Origin of the sequence: Oligella sp. HMSC09E12, assembly GCF_001808505.1 — a bacterium.
Classification (GTDB): domain Bacteria; phylum Pseudomonadota; class Gammaproteobacteria; order Burkholderiales; family Burkholderiaceae_B; genus Oligella; species Oligella urethralis.
On record NZ_KV793577.1, the window covers coordinates 18,275 to 34,967 of the forward strand.

The window sequence follows — 16,693 nt, forward strand, 5'->3', positions numbered from 1 at the left end:
ATCATCTTTGATCGTCGTTTAGAAACATAGTAGTGTACCATTTCGCTTCACGCCTCAAGCAACGCAAGCGCATTTGCGGTAGGATATAATAATTCTTTGCTTTCACTGGATGTCTTATGCAAATTGGAATTGCCGGAGCCGGCTTAGCCGGACGTTTACTAGCCTATGCCTTATCGACACATGGCTATCAGGTAGCGGTTTTTGATCCAGCGCCTGACGCTCACGCACGGGTCGCTGCCGGTTGGACCGCTGCTGGGATGCTATGCCCCTTAGCAGAAATGGATACGGGTGATGATGATGTGTATGCCTTAGGTCAGCGCTCCTTAGCGATTTGGGCTGCGCTTGCCGAGCGCATGGACAATCGCATTGATCTACGTCTCAAAGGTAGTTTGATGCTTGCCCACCAGGGTGATGAGGGTGCCGCCGAGCAGATGATTCATTTATTACAGCGTAAGACGCCTAATCCAGAGGATACGCCCAGAGCCATCACGATCAAGGAGCTGAGGGACTTAGAGCCTGCTATTCAGGGTCCGGCGCATGCGTGGCTGCTACCGCAAGAGGGACAGGTTGACACAGGTCTAGCCATGCGTGCCTTATGCGCAGAAGCTAAGGACGTGAGCTGGCATTGGGGCGTGCAGGTGGATAGTTTACATCCCGGCGAGATAGTGGTGGGTGATAAACGGCATCATTTTGATTGGGTCTTTGATTGTCGAGGCGTTGGTGCCAGACGCTTGAAATACCCACATCCCACCGAGCTTTCCTGTCAAAATGTACGTGGTGTGCGCGGTGAAATTTTTTGGGTGCAAGCGCCCGAGGTGGCGTTACATCGACCGCTGCGCCTATTGCATCCACGCTATCAGGTCTATATCGTACCACGTCAAAACAATATTTTTGTGATTGGTGCGAGCTCCATTGAAAGCGAGGACCGATCACCGGTTTCTTTACGGACCACCGTGGAGCTCCTAGCCGCGGCACATAGTGTGTTACCTGGCTTAGCCGAGGCACGATTAGTTCACACTGAAACTAATTTACGCCCAGCCTTGGTGGATAACTTCCCACGCATTGAAACTGAGCAGGGTTTAAGTCGCATTAATGGTCTCTTCAGACATGGCTGGATGATTGCGCCCGCCATGATCGAGGATGCCCTCAATGCGGCTTTGGAGATACCCGTTTTAGCAACGCTTTAAGGTAAAGTTAAGCATGATTACGATAAAGATTAATGGAGAAGACAGACAGTTCCCAGCCGACATCACCTTGTCGCAAGTGGTCGAAGCATGGCAGCGTGAGACGGCACAAGCGCTCGACCCCAGCTTAGTTGCGACCGCCGTCAATGAGGTGTTTGTGCCGCGTCAGCAGCGCGCTGACTACATTTTAAAAGCACACGATGAAGTGTTTACCTTTTCACCGATCACTGGGGGCTAAGTCACGATGTCAACTACTTTTAACATTGGTGGCGTCAGCCTCAACAGTCGTTTTTTCCTAGGTACCGCACTCTACCCCTCGCCTGCTGTTTTAGCTCAGGCAATTGAGGCAGCCGAGACGGATGTAATCACCGTTGGACTTAAGCGTCAGCTACCAGCGGGGGCAAATCCTCTAACCCAAAGCACGACGGAGGGGGTGGATAATCCTTTTTTCCAGATTCTTAAGCAAAGTGGCAAGCACTTACTGCCAAATACCGCTGGCTGTAAAACTGCCCGTGAAGCCATTACCCTTGCCCATATGGCGCGTGAAATCTTTGAGACACATTGGATTAAGCTCGAAGTCATTGGTGACGACTACACCCTGCAGCCCGATCCGATTAACTTAATTGATGCGGCCGAGCAGCTAGTTAAGGACGGCTTTGAGGTCTTCCCCTACTGCACGGATGATTTAGTCACCTGCCGCCGATTATTAGATGTGGGTTGTAAGTTATTGATGCCATGGGGTGCGCCTATCGGCTCGGGTCAGGGCTTGACCAATCCTCATGCCTTACGCATTTTGCGTAACCGCTTACCCGATGTCCCGTTGATTGTGGATGCCGGTATCGGCTCCCCAGCGGATGCCGCCATCGCCATGCAAATGGGCTTTGATGGAGTACTACTGAACTCAGCCGTGGCCAAGGCGCATGATCCCGTCAAGATGGCGGAAGCCTTTAAACTGGCTGTGCGCTCTGGCCGTCTAGCCTATGAGGCTGGCATCATGTCCAAGCAGGATATGGCCTCACCAAGCACACCGGTCACTGGCAGACCCTTTTTGTTAGACTAGCGGATGCTAGCACATAAGTAAATTTAAGGCCCGAGCGACTTAACGCTACGGGCCTTAATTAAATGAAGCAATGACGCTTTAAGCTGCGTGGCGCCAATTACTTAGACGGGCACTTAGCAAAACGTAGATAAGGCAGAACCTTATTAAGCTCACCGAATTTTGCTTCAGCTTGCGAATCATCAAGGCTTAAAGCCACAATCACATCCTCACCCGGCTGCCAGTCAGCAGGCGTAGCAAGGGCCACACCATCTGTCGCCTGAATGGCGTCTAAGGCACGTAAAATTTCGCTAAAGTTACGACCAACAGACATTGGATAGGTTAAGCTTAAACGAATCTTCTTATCAGGACCAATAATAAATACCGTACGTACGGTGGCACTGTCTGCTGCCGTACGACCGTCAGGCAAATAAGCCTCAGCTGGCAGCATATCGTAAAGCTTTGCCACGTTTAGTGAGGTATCGTCAATAATCGGGAAGTTAGCAGGCACCTTGGCAAAGTGACTGATGTCATTTTTCCACTTCACATGCTCGTCAACACTATCCACCGACACACCGATCACCTTGGTGTTACGCTTTTCAAACTCAGCCGCTAATCTTGCAACAGCACCGAATTCAGTCGTACATACCGGGGTAAAATCCTTAGGGTGAGAGAAAATAATTGCGTAGCTGTCACCAATCCAATCGTGGAACTTAATTTCGCCCTCGGTTGTATCAGCAGTAAAATCTGGTGCGATATCGTTAATACGTAATGACATAAACACTCCTTCGTCTGGTAGATAATTCAATACAGCTTAAATAACATAACACATCAAGCCGTAAATAATTAGAATCGCCGATAACTCTGATAGACTTAATCAGCGAAGCGATAATTAAGATACTAACATAGTCACTCATTACCGCTAAATAAAAATATCTACCATTTATATAACGCATAGCTATTACTGATATCTATATACTTTTGCTTTGTTATAACCCGGATTTATATCAATGATCACGATTCTCAACATTACCCTGCCGCTTTTTCTACTGATCGGCGTAGGTTACGGTGCGGTTAAGTTAGGCTTTTTAAGCTTGGAAAATAATAAGGGGCTAGGCAGTTTTGTACTTAACTTTGCCTATCCTGCCTTGGTGTTTAATGCCATTTCTACCCTAGATATTAGCAGCGCCTTTTTATTTGACTATGTGTTTGTCTATGGTGGTATCACCATCTGCCTATACTGGGCCGGACTACTCATCAGCCTTAAAGTACTGGGTCGCACGGCGGTACAATCTGCGCTCAATGGCTTAGGGCTCATCTTTTGTAATACCGCTTTTTTAGGCTATCCGGTATTAGCGCAGGTCATCGGCTTAGAACAAGCCGCTATTTTTCTCAGCATGAACCTGCTTTTTGAAAATTTGTTGGGCGTACTACCCACCATTTTGCTCTGCGAACTATCGTCTGGTAAAAAGAAAAACCTCTTTAAATTATTTCTCACCGCACTTAAAAAAATCGTTAGCAGTCCACCCATTGTTGCCATTCTAAGTGGGATCATTTTCTCCCTCCTGGGTCTGGGCGTGGTAGAACCCGTCAGAAAAACACTTACGATGCTGAGTATTGCGGCAGCGCCTGTCGCACTTTTTGCCATTGGTGCCAATCTTAACGCCATTCGTTTCCGCTCCAGTATCAAAGCGGCGATTCCAATTTGCCTGGGCAAATTAGTGCTTTTCCCAGCGCTTATTTTTGCTGGCTTTACGCTTTATGGCGTCACCGATCATATCACCGTGATGTCAGGCGTATTGCTGGCCTCCGCGCCCGCTGCTACGCTCTATGCACTTATCGGGATGCAATACGGTGAGAGCCATACCTCGGGTCATTTGATCGTCATGACCTTTGCCTCATTCTTTAGCCTCAGTACGGTCTTAGTGCTGTGGAATTACTTCTACGGCTTCCCTAATGCACTCTAGTAGGCTCAGACGTCCGTTCCTGGCTAAATTGTAACAAAAGGTTAACCCAGCCTTGAAAGAACAAAATTCGCCCATATAATTAGCACTCATTGGGGCAGAGTGCTAAAACTCTCCCGTTTTCATGAGTTTTATAATTAGTTATTTAAATTCTTTAAGGAGTTTCACATGGCATTACGTCCTTTACAAGACCGCGTAATCATCAAGCGTTTAGATAATGAGCGCACTACAGCCTCAGGTATTGTGATCCCTGAAACTGCCGCTGAAAAGCCGGATCAAGGTGAAGTGATTGCAGTTGGTGCTGGTAAAAAAGCTGATAACGGCTCCATTATCCCAATGGAAGTAAAAGTTGGCGATAAAGTACTTTTCAGCAAGTACACCGGTCAAACAGTGAAAGTTGACGGTGAAGATCTATTAGTCGTTCAAGAATCCGATATCTTGGCAATTATTGACTAATCACCGACGACAGATACTCTGACGCTGGGTTAAGACTCAGCGAGTATTTATAAAGAATTTTTAATCTATCCTGAGATATCAGGCTCGATCAATAAAAGGAAATTAAACATGGCTGCAAAGCAAGTATTTTTTGGTGATGATGCCCGTTCACGTATTGTTCGCGGCGTAAACATCCTCGCAGATGCTGTTAAAACAACCTTAGGCCCTAAGGGTCGTAACGTAGTACTTGAGCGCTCTTTCGGTGCCCCTACCGTAACCAAAGACGGTGTTTCTGTTGCTAAAGAAATCGAACTAAAAGACCGTTTCGAAAATATCGGTGCGCAATTAGTTAAAGAAGTTGCTTCTAAAACCTCTGACAGTGCTGGTGATGGTACTACCACTGCGACTGTATTGGCTCAAGCCATCGTACAAGAAGGTATTAAGTACGTTGCTGCTGGCATCAACCCAATGGATCTTAAGCGCGGTATCGACAAAGCCGTTGCAGTTGCGGTTGAAGAGCTTAAACAGCTTTCTAAGCCTTGCACTACTTCTAAAGAAATTGCCCAAGTTGGTTCTATTTCTGCTAACAGCGATACTTCTATCGGTGAAATCATCGCTAACGCCATGGACAAAGTGGGTAAAGAGGGTGTGATCACGGTTGAAGACGGTAAGTCTTTAGAAAATGAATTAGATGTGGTTGAGGGTATGCAGTTTGACCGCGGTTACCTCTCTCCATACTTCATCACGGCGCCTGAAAAGCAAGTGGCTGCACTAGATGAGCCTTTTGTTTTAATTTACGACAAAAAAATCAGCAATATCCGCGACTTATTGCCTATCCTAGAGCAAGTTGCAAAATCTAGCCGTCCGCTATTAATCATTGCTGAGGATGTTGAGGGCGAAGCTTTAGCTACCCTAGTGGTTAACAATATCCGCGGTATTCTTAAGACCACTGCAGTGAAGGCACCTGGCTTTGGCGATCGTCGTAAAGCCATGCTTGAAGATATCGCTATCTTAACTGGCGGTACCGTTATCTCTGAAGAAACTGGTATGTCTTTAGAAACAGCTACCATTGAAATGCTTGGTCAAGCGAAGCGCATCGAAGTGGCCAAAGAAAGCACGACCATTATTGACGGTGCTGGTGATGGCGCTAACATCCAAGCTCGTGTTAAGCAAATCCGCGCACAAATCGAAGAGTCTACTTCTGATTACGACCGCGAAAAATTACAAGAGCGTGTGGCTAAATTAGCCGGTGGTGTTGCTGTTATCCGCGTGGGTGCTGCCACTGAAGTTGAAATGAAAGAGAAAAAAGCACGTGTTGAGGATGCGTTACACGCAACTCGCGCAGCGGTTGAAGAAGGTATTGTGCCTGGTGGTGGTGTTGCGCTTATCCGCACCAAAGCCGCTATCGCCGCACTTAAAGGTGACACGCCTGACCAAGACGCTGGTATCCGTTTAATTCTACGTGCCATCGAAGCACCTTTACGCACCATCGTTGCTAACGCTGGTGAGGAAGAAAGTGTGGTTGTGAACGAGGTTATCAAAGGCGAAGGTAACTACGGCTATAACGCCTCTACTGACCAGTACGGTGACTTAGTTGAGCAAGGTGTACTTGACCCAACGAAAGTAACCCGCTCTGCATTACAAAACGCTGCTTCTGTGGCCGGTTTACTACTAACCTCTGAAGCTGCTGTTGCTGAGCTACCTCAGGAAAATCCTGCACCTGCAGCAATGCCTGATATGGGCGGTATGGGTGGTATGGGTGGTATGGGCTTCTAAGCTAGCCACTATCACACAGCATCGCTGCTTATAGCATAAAACGGCGCCTCTATCTACGAGGTGCCGTTTTTTATTTTTTATTTTTATTTTGCGCCTATCGCAAGCGTTAAAGAGCGGTTAGCCCTACAATAGGGGCAGCTGATTTGATTTAATGACTGCTCTTCTCTAATTGATTGTATGTATAAGTTTACTGATAAATTACAAAACGCTTGGGATAAACAAAACTCTTTACTGGTCGTAGGCTTAGATCCAGATCAGCAACGCATGCCAGAGTCCATTTTACAAAGCAAGACCCCCATCTTTGACTTTTGTAAGGGCATTATCGATGCGACCGCTCCATATGCCTGCGCCTTTAAACCGCAAATTGCCTATTTTGCCTCGCAGGGTGCAGAGATGGCCTTAACTCAGCTATGTCACTACATCAGCACCACCTACCCGGATCTGCCCATTCTCTTAGATTCCAAACGTGGTGATATCGGTACCACCGCTGATCATTACGCCAAAGAGGCGTTTGAGCGCTATCGCGCTGATGCGATTACGGTCAACCCCTACTTAGGCTTCGATTCAATTGAGCCCTATTTGGCATGGGAAGATAAGGGGGTGATTATTCTATGTCGCACATCCAATCAAGGTGGCTCGGATTTCCAGTTTTTTGAATCAGCAGACGGCACCCCGCTTTATCTTGAAGTCGCTAAAACGGTTGCTGACAAATGGAATCATTCTGGTCAATGTGCGCTGGTGGTGGGCGCCACCTTCCCTGAGGAAATCGCCAAGGTACGTCAAGTGGTCGGGGATGAGATGCCACTCTTAGTGCCGGGTATTGGTGCTCAGGGTGGTGATATTGAAGCTACGGTGATGGCGGGCGCCAACAGCAAGGGGCAAGGACTACTAATCAACTCCGCCCGTGCAATTCTCTACGCTAGCTCAGATATTGATTGGCAAGAAGCGGCAGCAGCAGAAGCAAAGGCCACACGTGATGCGATTAATGCCGTCCGCGAGCAGTTTTTAGCGCAACAAGCATAAAACCGCTAGCGCGTCGAGCCGTCAGCCATTAACTTGCGCTAGACGGCTCAAGTACATTAATCAACTGATCAATAATAAAATAGCAACTTTGTAAGCGCACCTCAGTACGATCACCCTCAAAATAACGGGTATAAGGCAGGGTCACAATGCCCTCACTCGTGCGCTTAGCCAACGCAAAGCACACCATCCCCACGGGCTTCGCCTCGGTCCCCCCACCCGGTCCAGCAACCCCAGTCACACTCACCGCAAGGGCGGAAGTAGGTACATTAAATAAGACGCCTTCAGCCATTTGTATTGCCACTTCCTCACTCACAGCGCCATGCTTTTCAAGGGTATTAGCAGCCACATCTAACATCGCCATTTTTGCGTCATTACTATAGGTCACAAAACCACGATCAAACCACTGGCTTGAACCTGGGGTCATGGTAATAATGCCACTGAGCAGACCGCCGGTACACGACTCCGCAGTACTTAATAAAACGCCATGATGCTGCAAATACTCGCCTAAACGCGCTGACTGCTCGGCAAACTCATAAAAAACATCCTTCATTAGCCTATTATCACTCCCATCAAACGGACTATCACCGCCACAGAAAACAGCACATAGAGGGAAGCGACGATATCATCCCACATGACGCCGAAACCATTTTGTAAACGCTCATCAAAGTACTTAATTGGCCAAGGTTTTAATATATCAAACACCCTAAATAGTACGAAATAAATCAAATACCATGAAGGTGAGTCGGCAATGGGCGTGGTGATAAAAAGCACCAACCAAAAAGCCACCCATTCATCCCACACAATCCCGCTATGGTCGACCACACCCAACTCAGCGCAGACCTTTTGAGTGCAGTAAATACCATATAAAAAGCAAAGTAATAAAAAGCCACCCATCAGCCAGTCATTACTCAACACATGGGATAAAGGTAACCATAAAAATAAAGCTAATACCGTGCCCCACGTCCCCGGTGCGGGTCGAATCAATCCGGAACCAAAGCCAAAGGCTAAAAAACGGTGTGGACTCTTAAAGATCCAAGAAAGACTCGGCTGAATTGCCTTATCTGGCGAAGTACTTTGATCGTTCATAAAAAATTAGGTTATGGAAAGTGATTAAAGCCCTGAGGCAAATTTTCTACCACTTGCCCTGCCGCGTCAAGCAATATCAACTCCCTCGCTGCAGTAATTTGTCCTATTCGCTGCACTGCGGTACCAGCTTGCAAGCCACATTGCTCAATCTGCCTGCGATAATCGGGCGCGGCGCTAAAGCATAGCTGATACTCATCGCCCCCCGCCAACACAGCTTCCAGAGCATGCTTTGCCTCTACCGCCTGCAAGGCCGGATGCACTGGCAACTGTGCAGCATGAACAATGGCGCCAAGCTGAGAGGTTGTCAATAGATGTGATAAATCCTGCAATACGCCATCGGAGATATCGATCATGGCATGCACATAAGGCCTTAATAATTGGCCTAAGTGGACTTGTGGCTCTGGCTGCTCTAAACGCAGCCGTGTGGCTGCCAGCAGCGCCAGCTCTTGCTCGCTAAGACTTGCTTGCTGCTGCTTTAATAAAAGCCCTAAGGCGATGTTAGGCGCGCCTAAGTCGCCACTCACCCAGATATCATCACCGACCTCGGCATTAGCGCGTAAAGGCAAGGGTTGCTGCGCCAAGCCAAGCGCTGTGACACTGATAAATATGCCTGCGTCACTACGGGTGGTATCACCGCCCACTAAAGCGCAATCATAACGCTCGGCAAGACGGTTAAAACCTCGGCTAAAGGCCTCTAACCACGCCTCATCTGCCCGCGGCAAGGCCAAGCCTAATAGACAAGCAATGGGCTTAGCAGCCATGGCAGCAATATCGGAAAGATTAACCGCTAAGGCTTTGTGGCCCAATAAAAAAGGGTCGACATCTGAAAAAAAATGTCTACCCTCAATTAACACATCCTTGCAGATAACCAGTTCGCCCTGCGGTGGCTGCAACAACGCACAATCATCGCCAACACCCACATAGGAAGCACTCTTTGCGATCGAGGCCGTGCTATGGCTAAAGTATTGGCGAATTAAGGCGAACTCATCCACTAGCGACCGCCCTCTACCTCAACCGCACGCAACACCGCTGCTAATTTGTCTAGCACCCCGTTAACGAACTTAAAGCCGTCAGTGCCGCCAAACTCCTTGGTCATCTCTACCGCTTCATTAATCACGACGCGGTATGGCACATCCAAGCAATTCTTAAACTCATAAGTGGCAATCATTAACACACTATACTCAATCGGCGAGAGCTCCTTGAGCGGGCGGTCTAGATACGGTTCAATATCCGCCTGCAAGGCACTATGCTCTTGCACGACACCATGCAATAAGCGCTCGAGTAATTCCTGATCGGCCTTTTCATAGCCCTCTAGATCTCTAAGATTGGCCTCGATGAGACCAATCTCAGCACCATCGCCAGCGATAAAATAACCGTACAAGCCCTGCAAGGCCAATTCTCGCGCACGACGCCGTGCGCTTTTTTTAATACTCAACTTGATCCCTTCTACTTGTTATCGTCTTCGTCCGCCTCATCGTCGTCGAAGTCTTCATCCTCAAAATCATCCTCATCGTCGGTCTCTACCTCGGGCGCTAAATAACCGACAAGATTTGCCATTTCAATCGCCACTACTGCACAATCGATACCCTTTTGTGCAGCACGCTCCTGAGCTTGCTCCTCATCTTCCGTGGTCAGAATGCCGTTAGCAATCGGGATACCCGTGTCTAAAGCCACCCGAGTAATGGCAGCAGCGGATTCATTACTAACCACCTCGAAGTGATAAGTCTCACCACGAATCACTGCACCTAAAGCAATTAAGGCATCAAACTCGTCTGTTTGGGCCATCTCATTCAGCGCAAAACCGACTTCTAAGGCACCGGGCACCGTGACGACCATGATATTTTCCTCTTGCACCCCTAGATCACCTAGCTCAGCCAAGCACGCTTCTAATTCCATATTGGTAATCGACTCGGTAAATCGAGCGCAAACAATACCAATGTGCAGATCCTCACCATTTAAATCAGGCGCTATTTTATAAGGTTTCATATAAAGTCCTTTATCGATAAATCATGCTTAAGCTCGATGAGCCGCTAGGCATCATGAGATTGCTCTTGATAAAAACCGGTTATGGTCAAACCGAAACCAGCCATACTTGGCATTTTAACTGGTGTCGCCATTAAACGCATTTGAGAAACATTCAAATCCTTTAAAATTTGTGCGCCCACACCATAGGTACGTAAATTATAACGATCATGCTTACGCCCTTTAGGCGCATCTGGCACCACCTCAGCCCCCCAAGTCGAGACCTGATTAGCCACCTCGGCACTGCTATGGCTTTGATCACAATTTAACATCACCATCACCCCGCTCTCGGCATCACTAATCGCCTTTAGGGAAGCCGCTACGCCCCAGCTGTGTGACTTATCCTCACAATCAAGAATATCCAACATCGTCACCGGTTCATGCACTCGCACCAAGACCTCACGCTCAGGATGAATCTCACCATGCACTAAGGCAATATGGGTCGCACCGCTGGTTTTATCCTGATAAGAGACCGCTTGGAAGCTACCCCAAGGAGTCATCATCTGCTTGGAGCCCAAGCGTTTGATCATGGATTCATGCTCACTACGGTACTGAATCAAATCCTCAATAGTACCGATTTTGATGCCGAACTCCTTTGAAAACTCGATCAAATCCGGCAAACGCGCCATCTCCCCATCGGGTTTTAGAATCTCACAAATCACCGCTGCCGGCGTCAAGCCCGCCATTGCCGTCAGGTCACAACCTGCCTCGGTATGACCGGCACGAATCAAAACACCGCCAGGCACCGCCCGCACCGGGAAAATATGACCCGGCGACACCACATCCTCCGGCGTCGCATCCGGCGCTACCGCTGCCTTAATGGTGGTTGCTCGATCAGCGGCAGAAATTCCGGTGGTCACCCCCTCTGCGGCTTCAATGGAAATGGTAAAGTTTGTTTCAAAGCCGCTCTGATTATTACTTGTCATCAAGCCTAAACCAAGCTGATCGCTACGCTCACCGGTTAAGGTCAAACAGACTAAACCACGAGCATGGGTGACCATAAAGTTAATCGCTTCAGGGGTCACAAAATCCGCCGCCATCAGCAGATCGCCCTCGTTTTCGCGATCCTCTTCGTCAACCAGAATCACCATCCGCCCCTGACGTAACTCCTCAATAATCTCAGTGACAGAGGAGATAACGGAGGCACTTTCACCGCTTTCAACAAGGTCATTAGAAAGACTGTGTGCAGAACTCATCATGTATCATTCCAACAATTAAAAAAGATATTGCTATTGTACCCCTTAGCGCATAGCGATAGAACTAAAGCGCATTTATTTTTAGGACTTGCAACGCCATCCAAGGCACGATAATCTGTCCGGCTAATTAAATTTAAATCCACCCTTACTACTCTTCATTTTTACTTCGATGTTCAACTTCATGCCTCGCTCAGCGGCACTGTTAATGTAAGAATAGTTTACATTTAAGCTATCGCTATCCAATGATTTTTATGCAAAAATCATATAAGACAATCTAGTTAGGCGTTACTGCCGCAGGCCAACATTTTTTACTGGCTTGTTGAGATATACAAAACAAAATCAGCCATTAAGGAATCCCCATGAACATTGATTTAGAGACTCGAATCAACGATTCAAGTAGCGATGATCTACGCTTAGTACTGAGACTCGCTGCCTTTAACAGCTTAATTCAAAATGAGCTACGTAATCGTTTGCGTCTACATTTCAATATGACCACACCGCGTTACGATTTACTGGCTCAACTCGCGAGTGAGCCTCAGGGTCTAAAAATGGGTGAACTATCAGAGCGTTTAATGGTAAGTAACGGTAACATTACCGCCATCAGTCTCCAGCTAGAAAAAGCGGGACTTATCAGTCGCAACACAAGTCGTCAAGATCGTCGTAGCACCTTTATTAAAATGACAGCCAAAGGTAAAAAAGCCTTTGCCAAGATGGAAACTGCCTATAACCAATGGCTCAGTGAGTTATTGGCACAGCTACCCGAGAGCGCTAAAACTAGGCTTTACCAAAGCCTAGCCGAGGGCAAAGAAGCCGTGACCAAGGCCGTAGAAGAAAGCAAGGTAGACGCCTAGTCCTATGTCAATTGAGCAAGAGCTTAAACTCCATATCCTGGCTTCGTCGCGCTCAACCGTCGAGAAACTACTGCGCACGCCAGACGCCGAAACCATTCATTTGCATGCGATTTATTTTGACACCGATGATAGAGCCTTAGCTCGTGCTGGCATCGCCTTACGTCTGCGCAAAGAGGCAGACACCTGGGTACAAACCATCAAATTACCCGGTACGGATGCGCTTAGCAAGATTGAGTATAATCACGTGCGCCCTGATGCCACCTTGGATCTCAGCGTTTATCAAGGCACGCCCGCAGAGAAAACCTTTAACCACCTTAAGCACGTAGGTACTGAATTAACAGCGCGCTTTGAGACCGATATACAGCGCCACTTAAGCTGCCAACGCAGCCAACACGGTCTGGTTGAACTGGCTTATGATGTGGGCGTGATTCGCGCTGCAACCCTAGAATTACCCGTTTATGAGTTGGAATTAGAGCTTAAAACGGGTCAATCCAGGGCGATTTTTGAATTAGCAGCCTCTTGGCAGCATGAACTGCAATTTATCTTAGATTTTAGAAGTAAGGCTGAACGTGGCGATAGCTTAGCGGCTCAGGTGGTGGCGTTAAAGGCTCGCGGTCTCACCCCTAATCACCATGAGTTAAGGCAGAGCTTTCAAGATTTTAAGCTCTGGCAGCCGGCCGTCGCTCCTCAGCAGGGCAATCGCACTGATGTGGTAGTGAGCAGTGCACAACTTAAAAAAGACACGCAGCTGTACTTGGAGCTGATTGCCCGCAATGCAGCGGTAATAGCTGCCATTGACCGCAACGATATGGCAACCCGCATTGATTTGGATTGTGCTGCCCACCTAGTTGCACTGTGTCAGGCCATAGAGCAATTACAAAGACTTTGGTCACATTTTATGGAGCTTAATTCGGCGACGGATGTGACCTCATCTAGCGATGCTCGATTCCATCAACTACATCAGCAGCTTAGCGCCTACCAACAACGCTTAGCACAAGGCAGCCCTGCCACAACGGAACTCAGCCACCCTAGTGAGCAGCAAGCTCAAAGCGAGGCATTTGCGCTAGCAGCAAGTCATGAGTTACAGCAATGGTTACTCAAGGCCTTGGCGTGGAGCATGGTAGAACTAACCGTCTAAGCGCCTGCGCCCGGCCATGCCGCACTCAGTCCGGTAGTATGCATTTAGCCAAGCAAGGCATTGGCAAACTCAGCCGCAGAAAAAGGCTGAAGATCGTGCAATGACTCACCACCCCCAACCCAATAGACCGGAATCGGTCGCACGCCTTGGCTACCTGCTGCCACAGCGGCTAAGGTACCGCCCTTGGCCGTGCCGTCTAACTTGGTCACTACTAAACCGGTTAAGCCCAAGGCCGCATCAAAGGCCTTAATTTGAGTAATCACGTTTTGGCCCGTATTACCATCAACCACTAATAACACCTCATGCGGCGCTTCGCTATCAGCCTTATTAATCACCCGCTTAATCTTTTTAAGCTCTTCCATCAAGTGTAATTGAGTCGGCAAACGTCCGGCCGTATCGACCATCACAACATTAGCCTTGCGGGCTTTACCGGCATTGACCGCATCAAAGGCAACGGCGGCTGGATCACCGCCGTCTTGCGCTATCACCGCCACCTGATTGCGCTTACCCCATTCGACCAATTGCTCCCGTGCCGCTGCTCGGAAAGTATCCCCGGCGGCTAACAACACACTCGCACCAGCGGCTTGGAAATGATGTGCTAACTTACCGATGGAGGTGGTTTTACCCGCACCGTTAACGCCAGCAATCATAACGACTGAGGTGCCATCCAACGGCAACATAAAGTCTTTTTCTAAGGGCTTCAAATGCTCGCTTAATAAGGCTTTAAGCGCTTCCTTAACCTCTGCAGCATCCTCGATACGCTGTTGCTTAACCTTGGTTCTGAGCTTAGCTAACAAGGACTCGGTCGCCTCAATGCCGGCATCCGCCATCAACAATGCCATTTCCAGCTCTTCAAATAAGGCCTCGTCAACCTTGACGCCCACAAACAGTGAACCAATGCTGGAGCCCGTACGAGAAAGGCCCTGACGCAAGCGCTGCATCCAAGAGCTCTTGGCTGGCGCTACCTCAGTCACCACTGGACTTGGCGCCACCTCAGCGTCAGCGACTGGCGCCGGAGAGCTTGCCTCAGCCTCCGCCTCAACCTCAGTCACGAGCACCTCGGGCTGCGGCTCAAGGGGCACGGGTGTCACACTCGACTCAACTGTAGGCGCCACCGTCTCCACTCGCTCTATCGCGACGGCAGACTCCTCCACAGTTTCCGCCGTCACCGTGTCAGTACTCGTGGTGACGGGCTCCTCAGGTACTATCGCTTCTGAAGCTGCGGGCTCCTCCTGCTCATGCGCTTGCGCAACTTCAGCTTCTTGACTCGCTTGATTTTCTTCTTTTGCTTTTTTACGCTTAAAAAATCTAAACATACACTCTCACTAAACAATAACCCCATTTTGGTTCATATTATACTGGTTTATACAGGGCAGATAGATTAATATAAAAGCATCAGCCATGAGTGGAGTATAGGATACGATTCTATCAATGAAAAAAGCAGCTAACACACGCTCGATGCCACAAAAAGTTCGCATTATCGGTGGCACCTTAAAGCGTAGCAACCTACCCGTCGTTAGCGTTGAGGGTTTACGCCCCACGCCGGATCGTGTGCGTGAGACACTTTTTAACTGGTTAAACTACTTTTGGGATGGCGATTTTTCCGATAAATCGGTGCTTGACTTATTTGCCGGTAGCGGTGCTTTAGGCTTTGAGGCTGCATCACGTGGGGCACAGCATGTACAGATGGTGGAAAGTCACCCTAAGGCCGTTGCTGCACTACGTCAATTCCGCGACAAGCATCAACTGCATCAGGTGCGCATTAATGATCACGATGCTCGCTTAGTGCTTAAGCGTATGGACCACAGTCGCTTTCATCTGATTTTGATAGATCCCCCCTTTGCTGATGATGAGCTGCTGCAGCATAGCATCGCTGCCCTGCCCTCGATTTGTAAAAATGGCACCTTGGTTTATCTCGAAAGTGCGACGCCAGTGCTGCTACCTGCTGATTTTGAACTACTGCGACAGGACCAAGCGGGTGCCAGTCACTTTTATTTGTATCATTATATTTCTGAAACAGCTAGCTAAATATCTTATAATATTTCGTTCAATCCATTCAGGGAAAATATAATGAAAATTGCTATTTATCCGGGTACGTTTGACCCATTAACGCGTGGACACGAGGATTTAGTACGTCGTGCCGCCGGTCTCTTCGATCATGTGATTGTGGGCGTAGCTCGTAGTGCCGGTAAAAATCCCTGTTTTACCTTAGAAGAGCGCCTTAAAATTGCCCATGAGGTATTGGATCATTACCCAAATGTCACGGTCAAGGGCTTTAGCGGTCTACTCAAAGACTTTGTCCGCGAAAATAATGGTCGCGTGATTATCCGGGGCTTACGTGCCGTATCGGATTTCGAGTATGAATTCCAGATGGCCGGTATGAATCGTTATTTACTGCCAGACGTAGAAACGATGTTTATGACACCATCCGATCAGTACCAGTTTATTTCGGGTACCTTTGTGCGTGAGGTTGCCTTGATGGGTGGTGATGTGAGTAAATTAGTCTTTCCTTCGGTCGAGCGTTGGCTCAAAGCAAAGGCCGAGGAGCGTAAAGACGCCTTAGCTGAGGCCAAAGCGCAAGTAGCGCTATTAAATGAGACGCTAAAAAAATAACGGCCCAGACTAAGCTTTTTTGTTTAAGGTAAATTATGGCTCTCTATATTGATCACGAATGCATCAATTGTGATGTATGCGAACCCCAATGCCCAAATGAAGCGATTTATATGGGCCCGGAGGTCTATGTGATCGACCCTAGTAAATGCACGGAGTGTAAAGGCCATCATGACGAGCCTCAGTGCCAAGTGATTTGTCCTATTGATTGCATTCATCCCGACCCTGAATGGCGAGAGTCCGAAGAGGAATTGATGGAAAAATTCCGTCGCCTCACCGCCAATAGCAAGCTACCGATTTAGCAGATGACCTACGCAAGGTCTTGCCATGATGTGCCACTTGCCTTATCAAGGCAGACCTTGCGCCAAGCAA

The 16,693-nt window shown here is 48.3% G+C and carries 20 protein-coding genes; 12 read left to right on the forward strand and 8 right to left on the reverse strand.

Annotated elements, in window-relative coordinates; all coding sequences use genetic code 11:
• Window positions 1-116: 116 nt before the first annotated feature.
• The 3 genes from HMPREF3179_RS05820 to HMPREF3179_RS05830 are packed head-to-tail and all read left to right on the forward strand — an operon-like array spanning window position 117 to window position 2,244.
• A complete protein-coding gene (locus HMPREF3179_RS05820) occupies window positions 117-1,187 on the forward strand; it encodes an FAD-dependent oxidoreductase (RefSeq protein WP_070470024.1) in 1,071 nt (356 codons plus the stop codon).
• Between the two features lie 13 nt (window positions 1,188-1,200).
• Window positions 1,201-1,422: a sulfur carrier protein ThiS gene (gene thiS / locus HMPREF3179_RS05825; RefSeq protein WP_052043567.1), complete on the forward strand. Its 222-nt coding sequence runs from the start codon at window positions 1,201-1,203 to the stop codon at window positions 1,420-1,422.
• Window positions 1,423-1,428: 6 nt separating this feature from the next.
• Window positions 1,429-2,244, forward strand: a complete 816-nt coding sequence (locus HMPREF3179_RS05830) for a thiazole synthase (RefSeq protein WP_018025822.1) — start codon at window positions 1,429-1,431, stop codon at window positions 2,242-2,244.
• 97 nt (window positions 2,245-2,341) lie between these two features.
• Here HMPREF3179_RS05830 and HMPREF3179_RS05835 read toward each other — a convergent pair whose 3' ends face one another.
• Complete coding sequence (locus tag HMPREF3179_RS05835) at window positions 2,342-2,998, reverse strand: peroxiredoxin (RefSeq protein ID WP_018025823.1); 657 nt, start codon at window positions 2,996-2,998, stop codon at window positions 2,342-2,344.
• 232 nt (window positions 2,999-3,230) lie between these two features.
• Here HMPREF3179_RS05835 and HMPREF3179_RS05840 point away from each other — a divergent pair, with 232 nt between their 5' ends.
• From HMPREF3179_RS05840 to pyrF, 4 genes are all read left to right on the forward strand, one after another.
• Window positions 3,231-4,187: an AEC family transporter gene (locus HMPREF3179_RS05840; protein WP_036558061.1), complete on the forward strand. Its 957-nt coding sequence runs from the start codon at window positions 3,231-3,233 to the stop codon at window positions 4,185-4,187.
• A 165-nt stretch (window positions 4,188-4,352) separates the two neighbouring features.
• The gene (gene groES / locus HMPREF3179_RS05845) at window positions 4,353-4,640 is read left to right on the forward strand and encodes a co-chaperone GroES (protein ID WP_018025825.1); all 288 of its coding nucleotides are present in this window, start codon (window positions 4,353-4,355) and stop codon (window positions 4,638-4,640) included.
• Between the two features lie 108 nt (window positions 4,641-4,748).
• Window positions 4,749-6,395, forward strand: a complete 1,647-nt coding sequence (gene groL, locus HMPREF3179_RS05850; protein WP_048766791.1) for a chaperonin GroEL — start codon at window positions 4,749-4,751, stop codon at window positions 6,393-6,395.
• 177 nt (window positions 6,396-6,572) lie between these two features.
• Window positions 6,573-7,418, forward strand: coding sequence for an orotidine-5'-phosphate decarboxylase (gene pyrF / locus HMPREF3179_RS05855; protein ID WP_070470026.1), 846 nt, complete (start codon window positions 6,573-6,575; stop codon window positions 7,416-7,418).
• A 28-nt stretch (window positions 7,419-7,446) separates the two neighbouring features.
• Here the strand turns inward: pyrF and HMPREF3179_RS05860 are convergent, their stop codons facing one another.
• The 6 genes from HMPREF3179_RS05860 to ribBA are packed head-to-tail and all read right to left on the reverse strand — an operon-like array spanning window position 7,447 to window position 11,722.
• A complete protein-coding gene (locus HMPREF3179_RS05860) occupies window positions 7,447-7,968 on the reverse strand; it encodes a CinA family protein (RefSeq protein WP_070470028.1) in 522 nt (173 codons plus the stop codon).
• Window positions 7,968-8,504: a phosphatidylglycerophosphatase A family protein gene (locus tag HMPREF3179_RS05865; protein WP_048766789.1), complete on the reverse strand. Its 537-nt coding sequence runs from the start codon at window positions 8,502-8,504 to the stop codon at window positions 7,968-7,970. Before HMPREF3179_RS05865 ends, HMPREF3179_RS05860 begins: the two co-directional genes overlap by 1 nt.
• A gap of 11 nt (window positions 8,505-8,515) precedes the next feature.
• Window positions 8,516-9,496, reverse strand: a complete 981-nt coding sequence (thiL, locus tag HMPREF3179_RS05870) for a thiamine-phosphate kinase (RefSeq protein WP_070470030.1) — start codon at window positions 9,494-9,496, stop codon at window positions 8,516-8,518.
• Entirely contained in the window at window positions 9,496-9,939 is a 444-nt protein-coding gene (gene nusB / locus HMPREF3179_RS05875; protein WP_083290702.1) for a transcription antitermination factor NusB, read from the reverse strand. The genes thiL and nusB overlap by 1 nt, the downstream gene beginning before the upstream one ends.
• An 11-nt stretch (window positions 9,940-9,950) precedes the next feature.
• Window positions 9,951-10,490: a 6,7-dimethyl-8-ribityllumazine synthase gene (ribH, locus tag HMPREF3179_RS05880; RefSeq protein WP_070470032.1), complete on the reverse strand. Its 540-nt coding sequence runs from the start codon at window positions 10,488-10,490 to the stop codon at window positions 9,951-9,953.
• A 44-nt stretch (window positions 10,491-10,534) separates the two neighbouring features.
• Window positions 10,535-11,722, reverse strand: a complete 1,188-nt coding sequence (gene ribBA, locus HMPREF3179_RS05885; RefSeq protein ID WP_070470073.1) for a bifunctional 3,4-dihydroxy-2-butanone-4-phosphate synthase/GTP cyclohydrolase II — start codon at window positions 11,720-11,722, stop codon at window positions 10,535-10,537.
• Between the two features lie 359 nt (window positions 11,723-12,081).
• Here ribBA and HMPREF3179_RS05890 point away from each other — a divergent pair, with 359 nt between their 5' ends.
• Both HMPREF3179_RS05890 and HMPREF3179_RS05895 read left to right on the forward strand, forming a co-directional pair.
• Window positions 12,082-12,573: a MarR family winged helix-turn-helix transcriptional regulator gene (locus HMPREF3179_RS05890; RefSeq protein ID WP_070470034.1), complete on the forward strand. Its 492-nt coding sequence runs from the start codon at window positions 12,082-12,084 to the stop codon at window positions 12,571-12,573.
• Window positions 12,574-12,577: 4 nt separating this feature from the next.
• Window positions 12,578-13,711 carry a CYTH domain-containing protein gene (locus tag HMPREF3179_RS05895; protein ID WP_070470036.1) on the forward strand — a complete coding sequence of 378 codons (1,134 nt, stop codon included), beginning with the start codon at window positions 12,578-12,580 and terminating at the stop codon, window positions 13,709-13,711.
• Between the two features lie 44 nt (window positions 13,712-13,755).
• Here the strand turns inward: HMPREF3179_RS05895 and ftsY are convergent, their stop codons facing one another.
• A complete protein-coding gene (ftsY, locus tag HMPREF3179_RS05900) occupies window positions 13,756-15,027 on the reverse strand; it encodes a signal recognition particle-docking protein FtsY (protein ID WP_070470038.1) in 1,272 nt (423 codons plus the stop codon).
• Between the two features lie 115 nt (window positions 15,028-15,142).
• On the opposite strand from ftsY, the gene HMPREF3179_RS05905 reads away from it, so the two are divergent.
• From HMPREF3179_RS05905 to HMPREF3179_RS05915, 3 genes are read left to right on the forward strand one after another with little or no spacing between them, the layout of a single operon-like run.
• Window positions 15,143-15,739, forward strand: a complete 597-nt coding sequence (locus tag HMPREF3179_RS05905; RefSeq protein ID WP_115075409.1) for an RsmD family RNA methyltransferase — start codon at window positions 15,143-15,145, stop codon at window positions 15,737-15,739.
• A 42-nt stretch (window positions 15,740-15,781) separates the two neighbouring features.
• The gene (coaD, locus tag HMPREF3179_RS05910) at window positions 15,782-16,324 is read left to right on the forward strand and encodes a pantetheine-phosphate adenylyltransferase (RefSeq protein WP_018025838.1); all 543 of its coding nucleotides are present in this window, start codon (window positions 15,782-15,784) and stop codon (window positions 16,322-16,324) included.
• Window positions 16,325-16,359: 35 nt separating this feature from the next.
• Window positions 16,360-16,623 carry a YfhL family 4Fe-4S dicluster ferredoxin gene (locus HMPREF3179_RS05915; protein WP_026156768.1) on the forward strand — a complete coding sequence of 88 codons (264 nt, stop codon included), beginning with the start codon at window positions 16,360-16,362 and terminating at the stop codon, window positions 16,621-16,623.
• Window positions 16,624-16,693 lie beyond the last annotated feature (70 nt).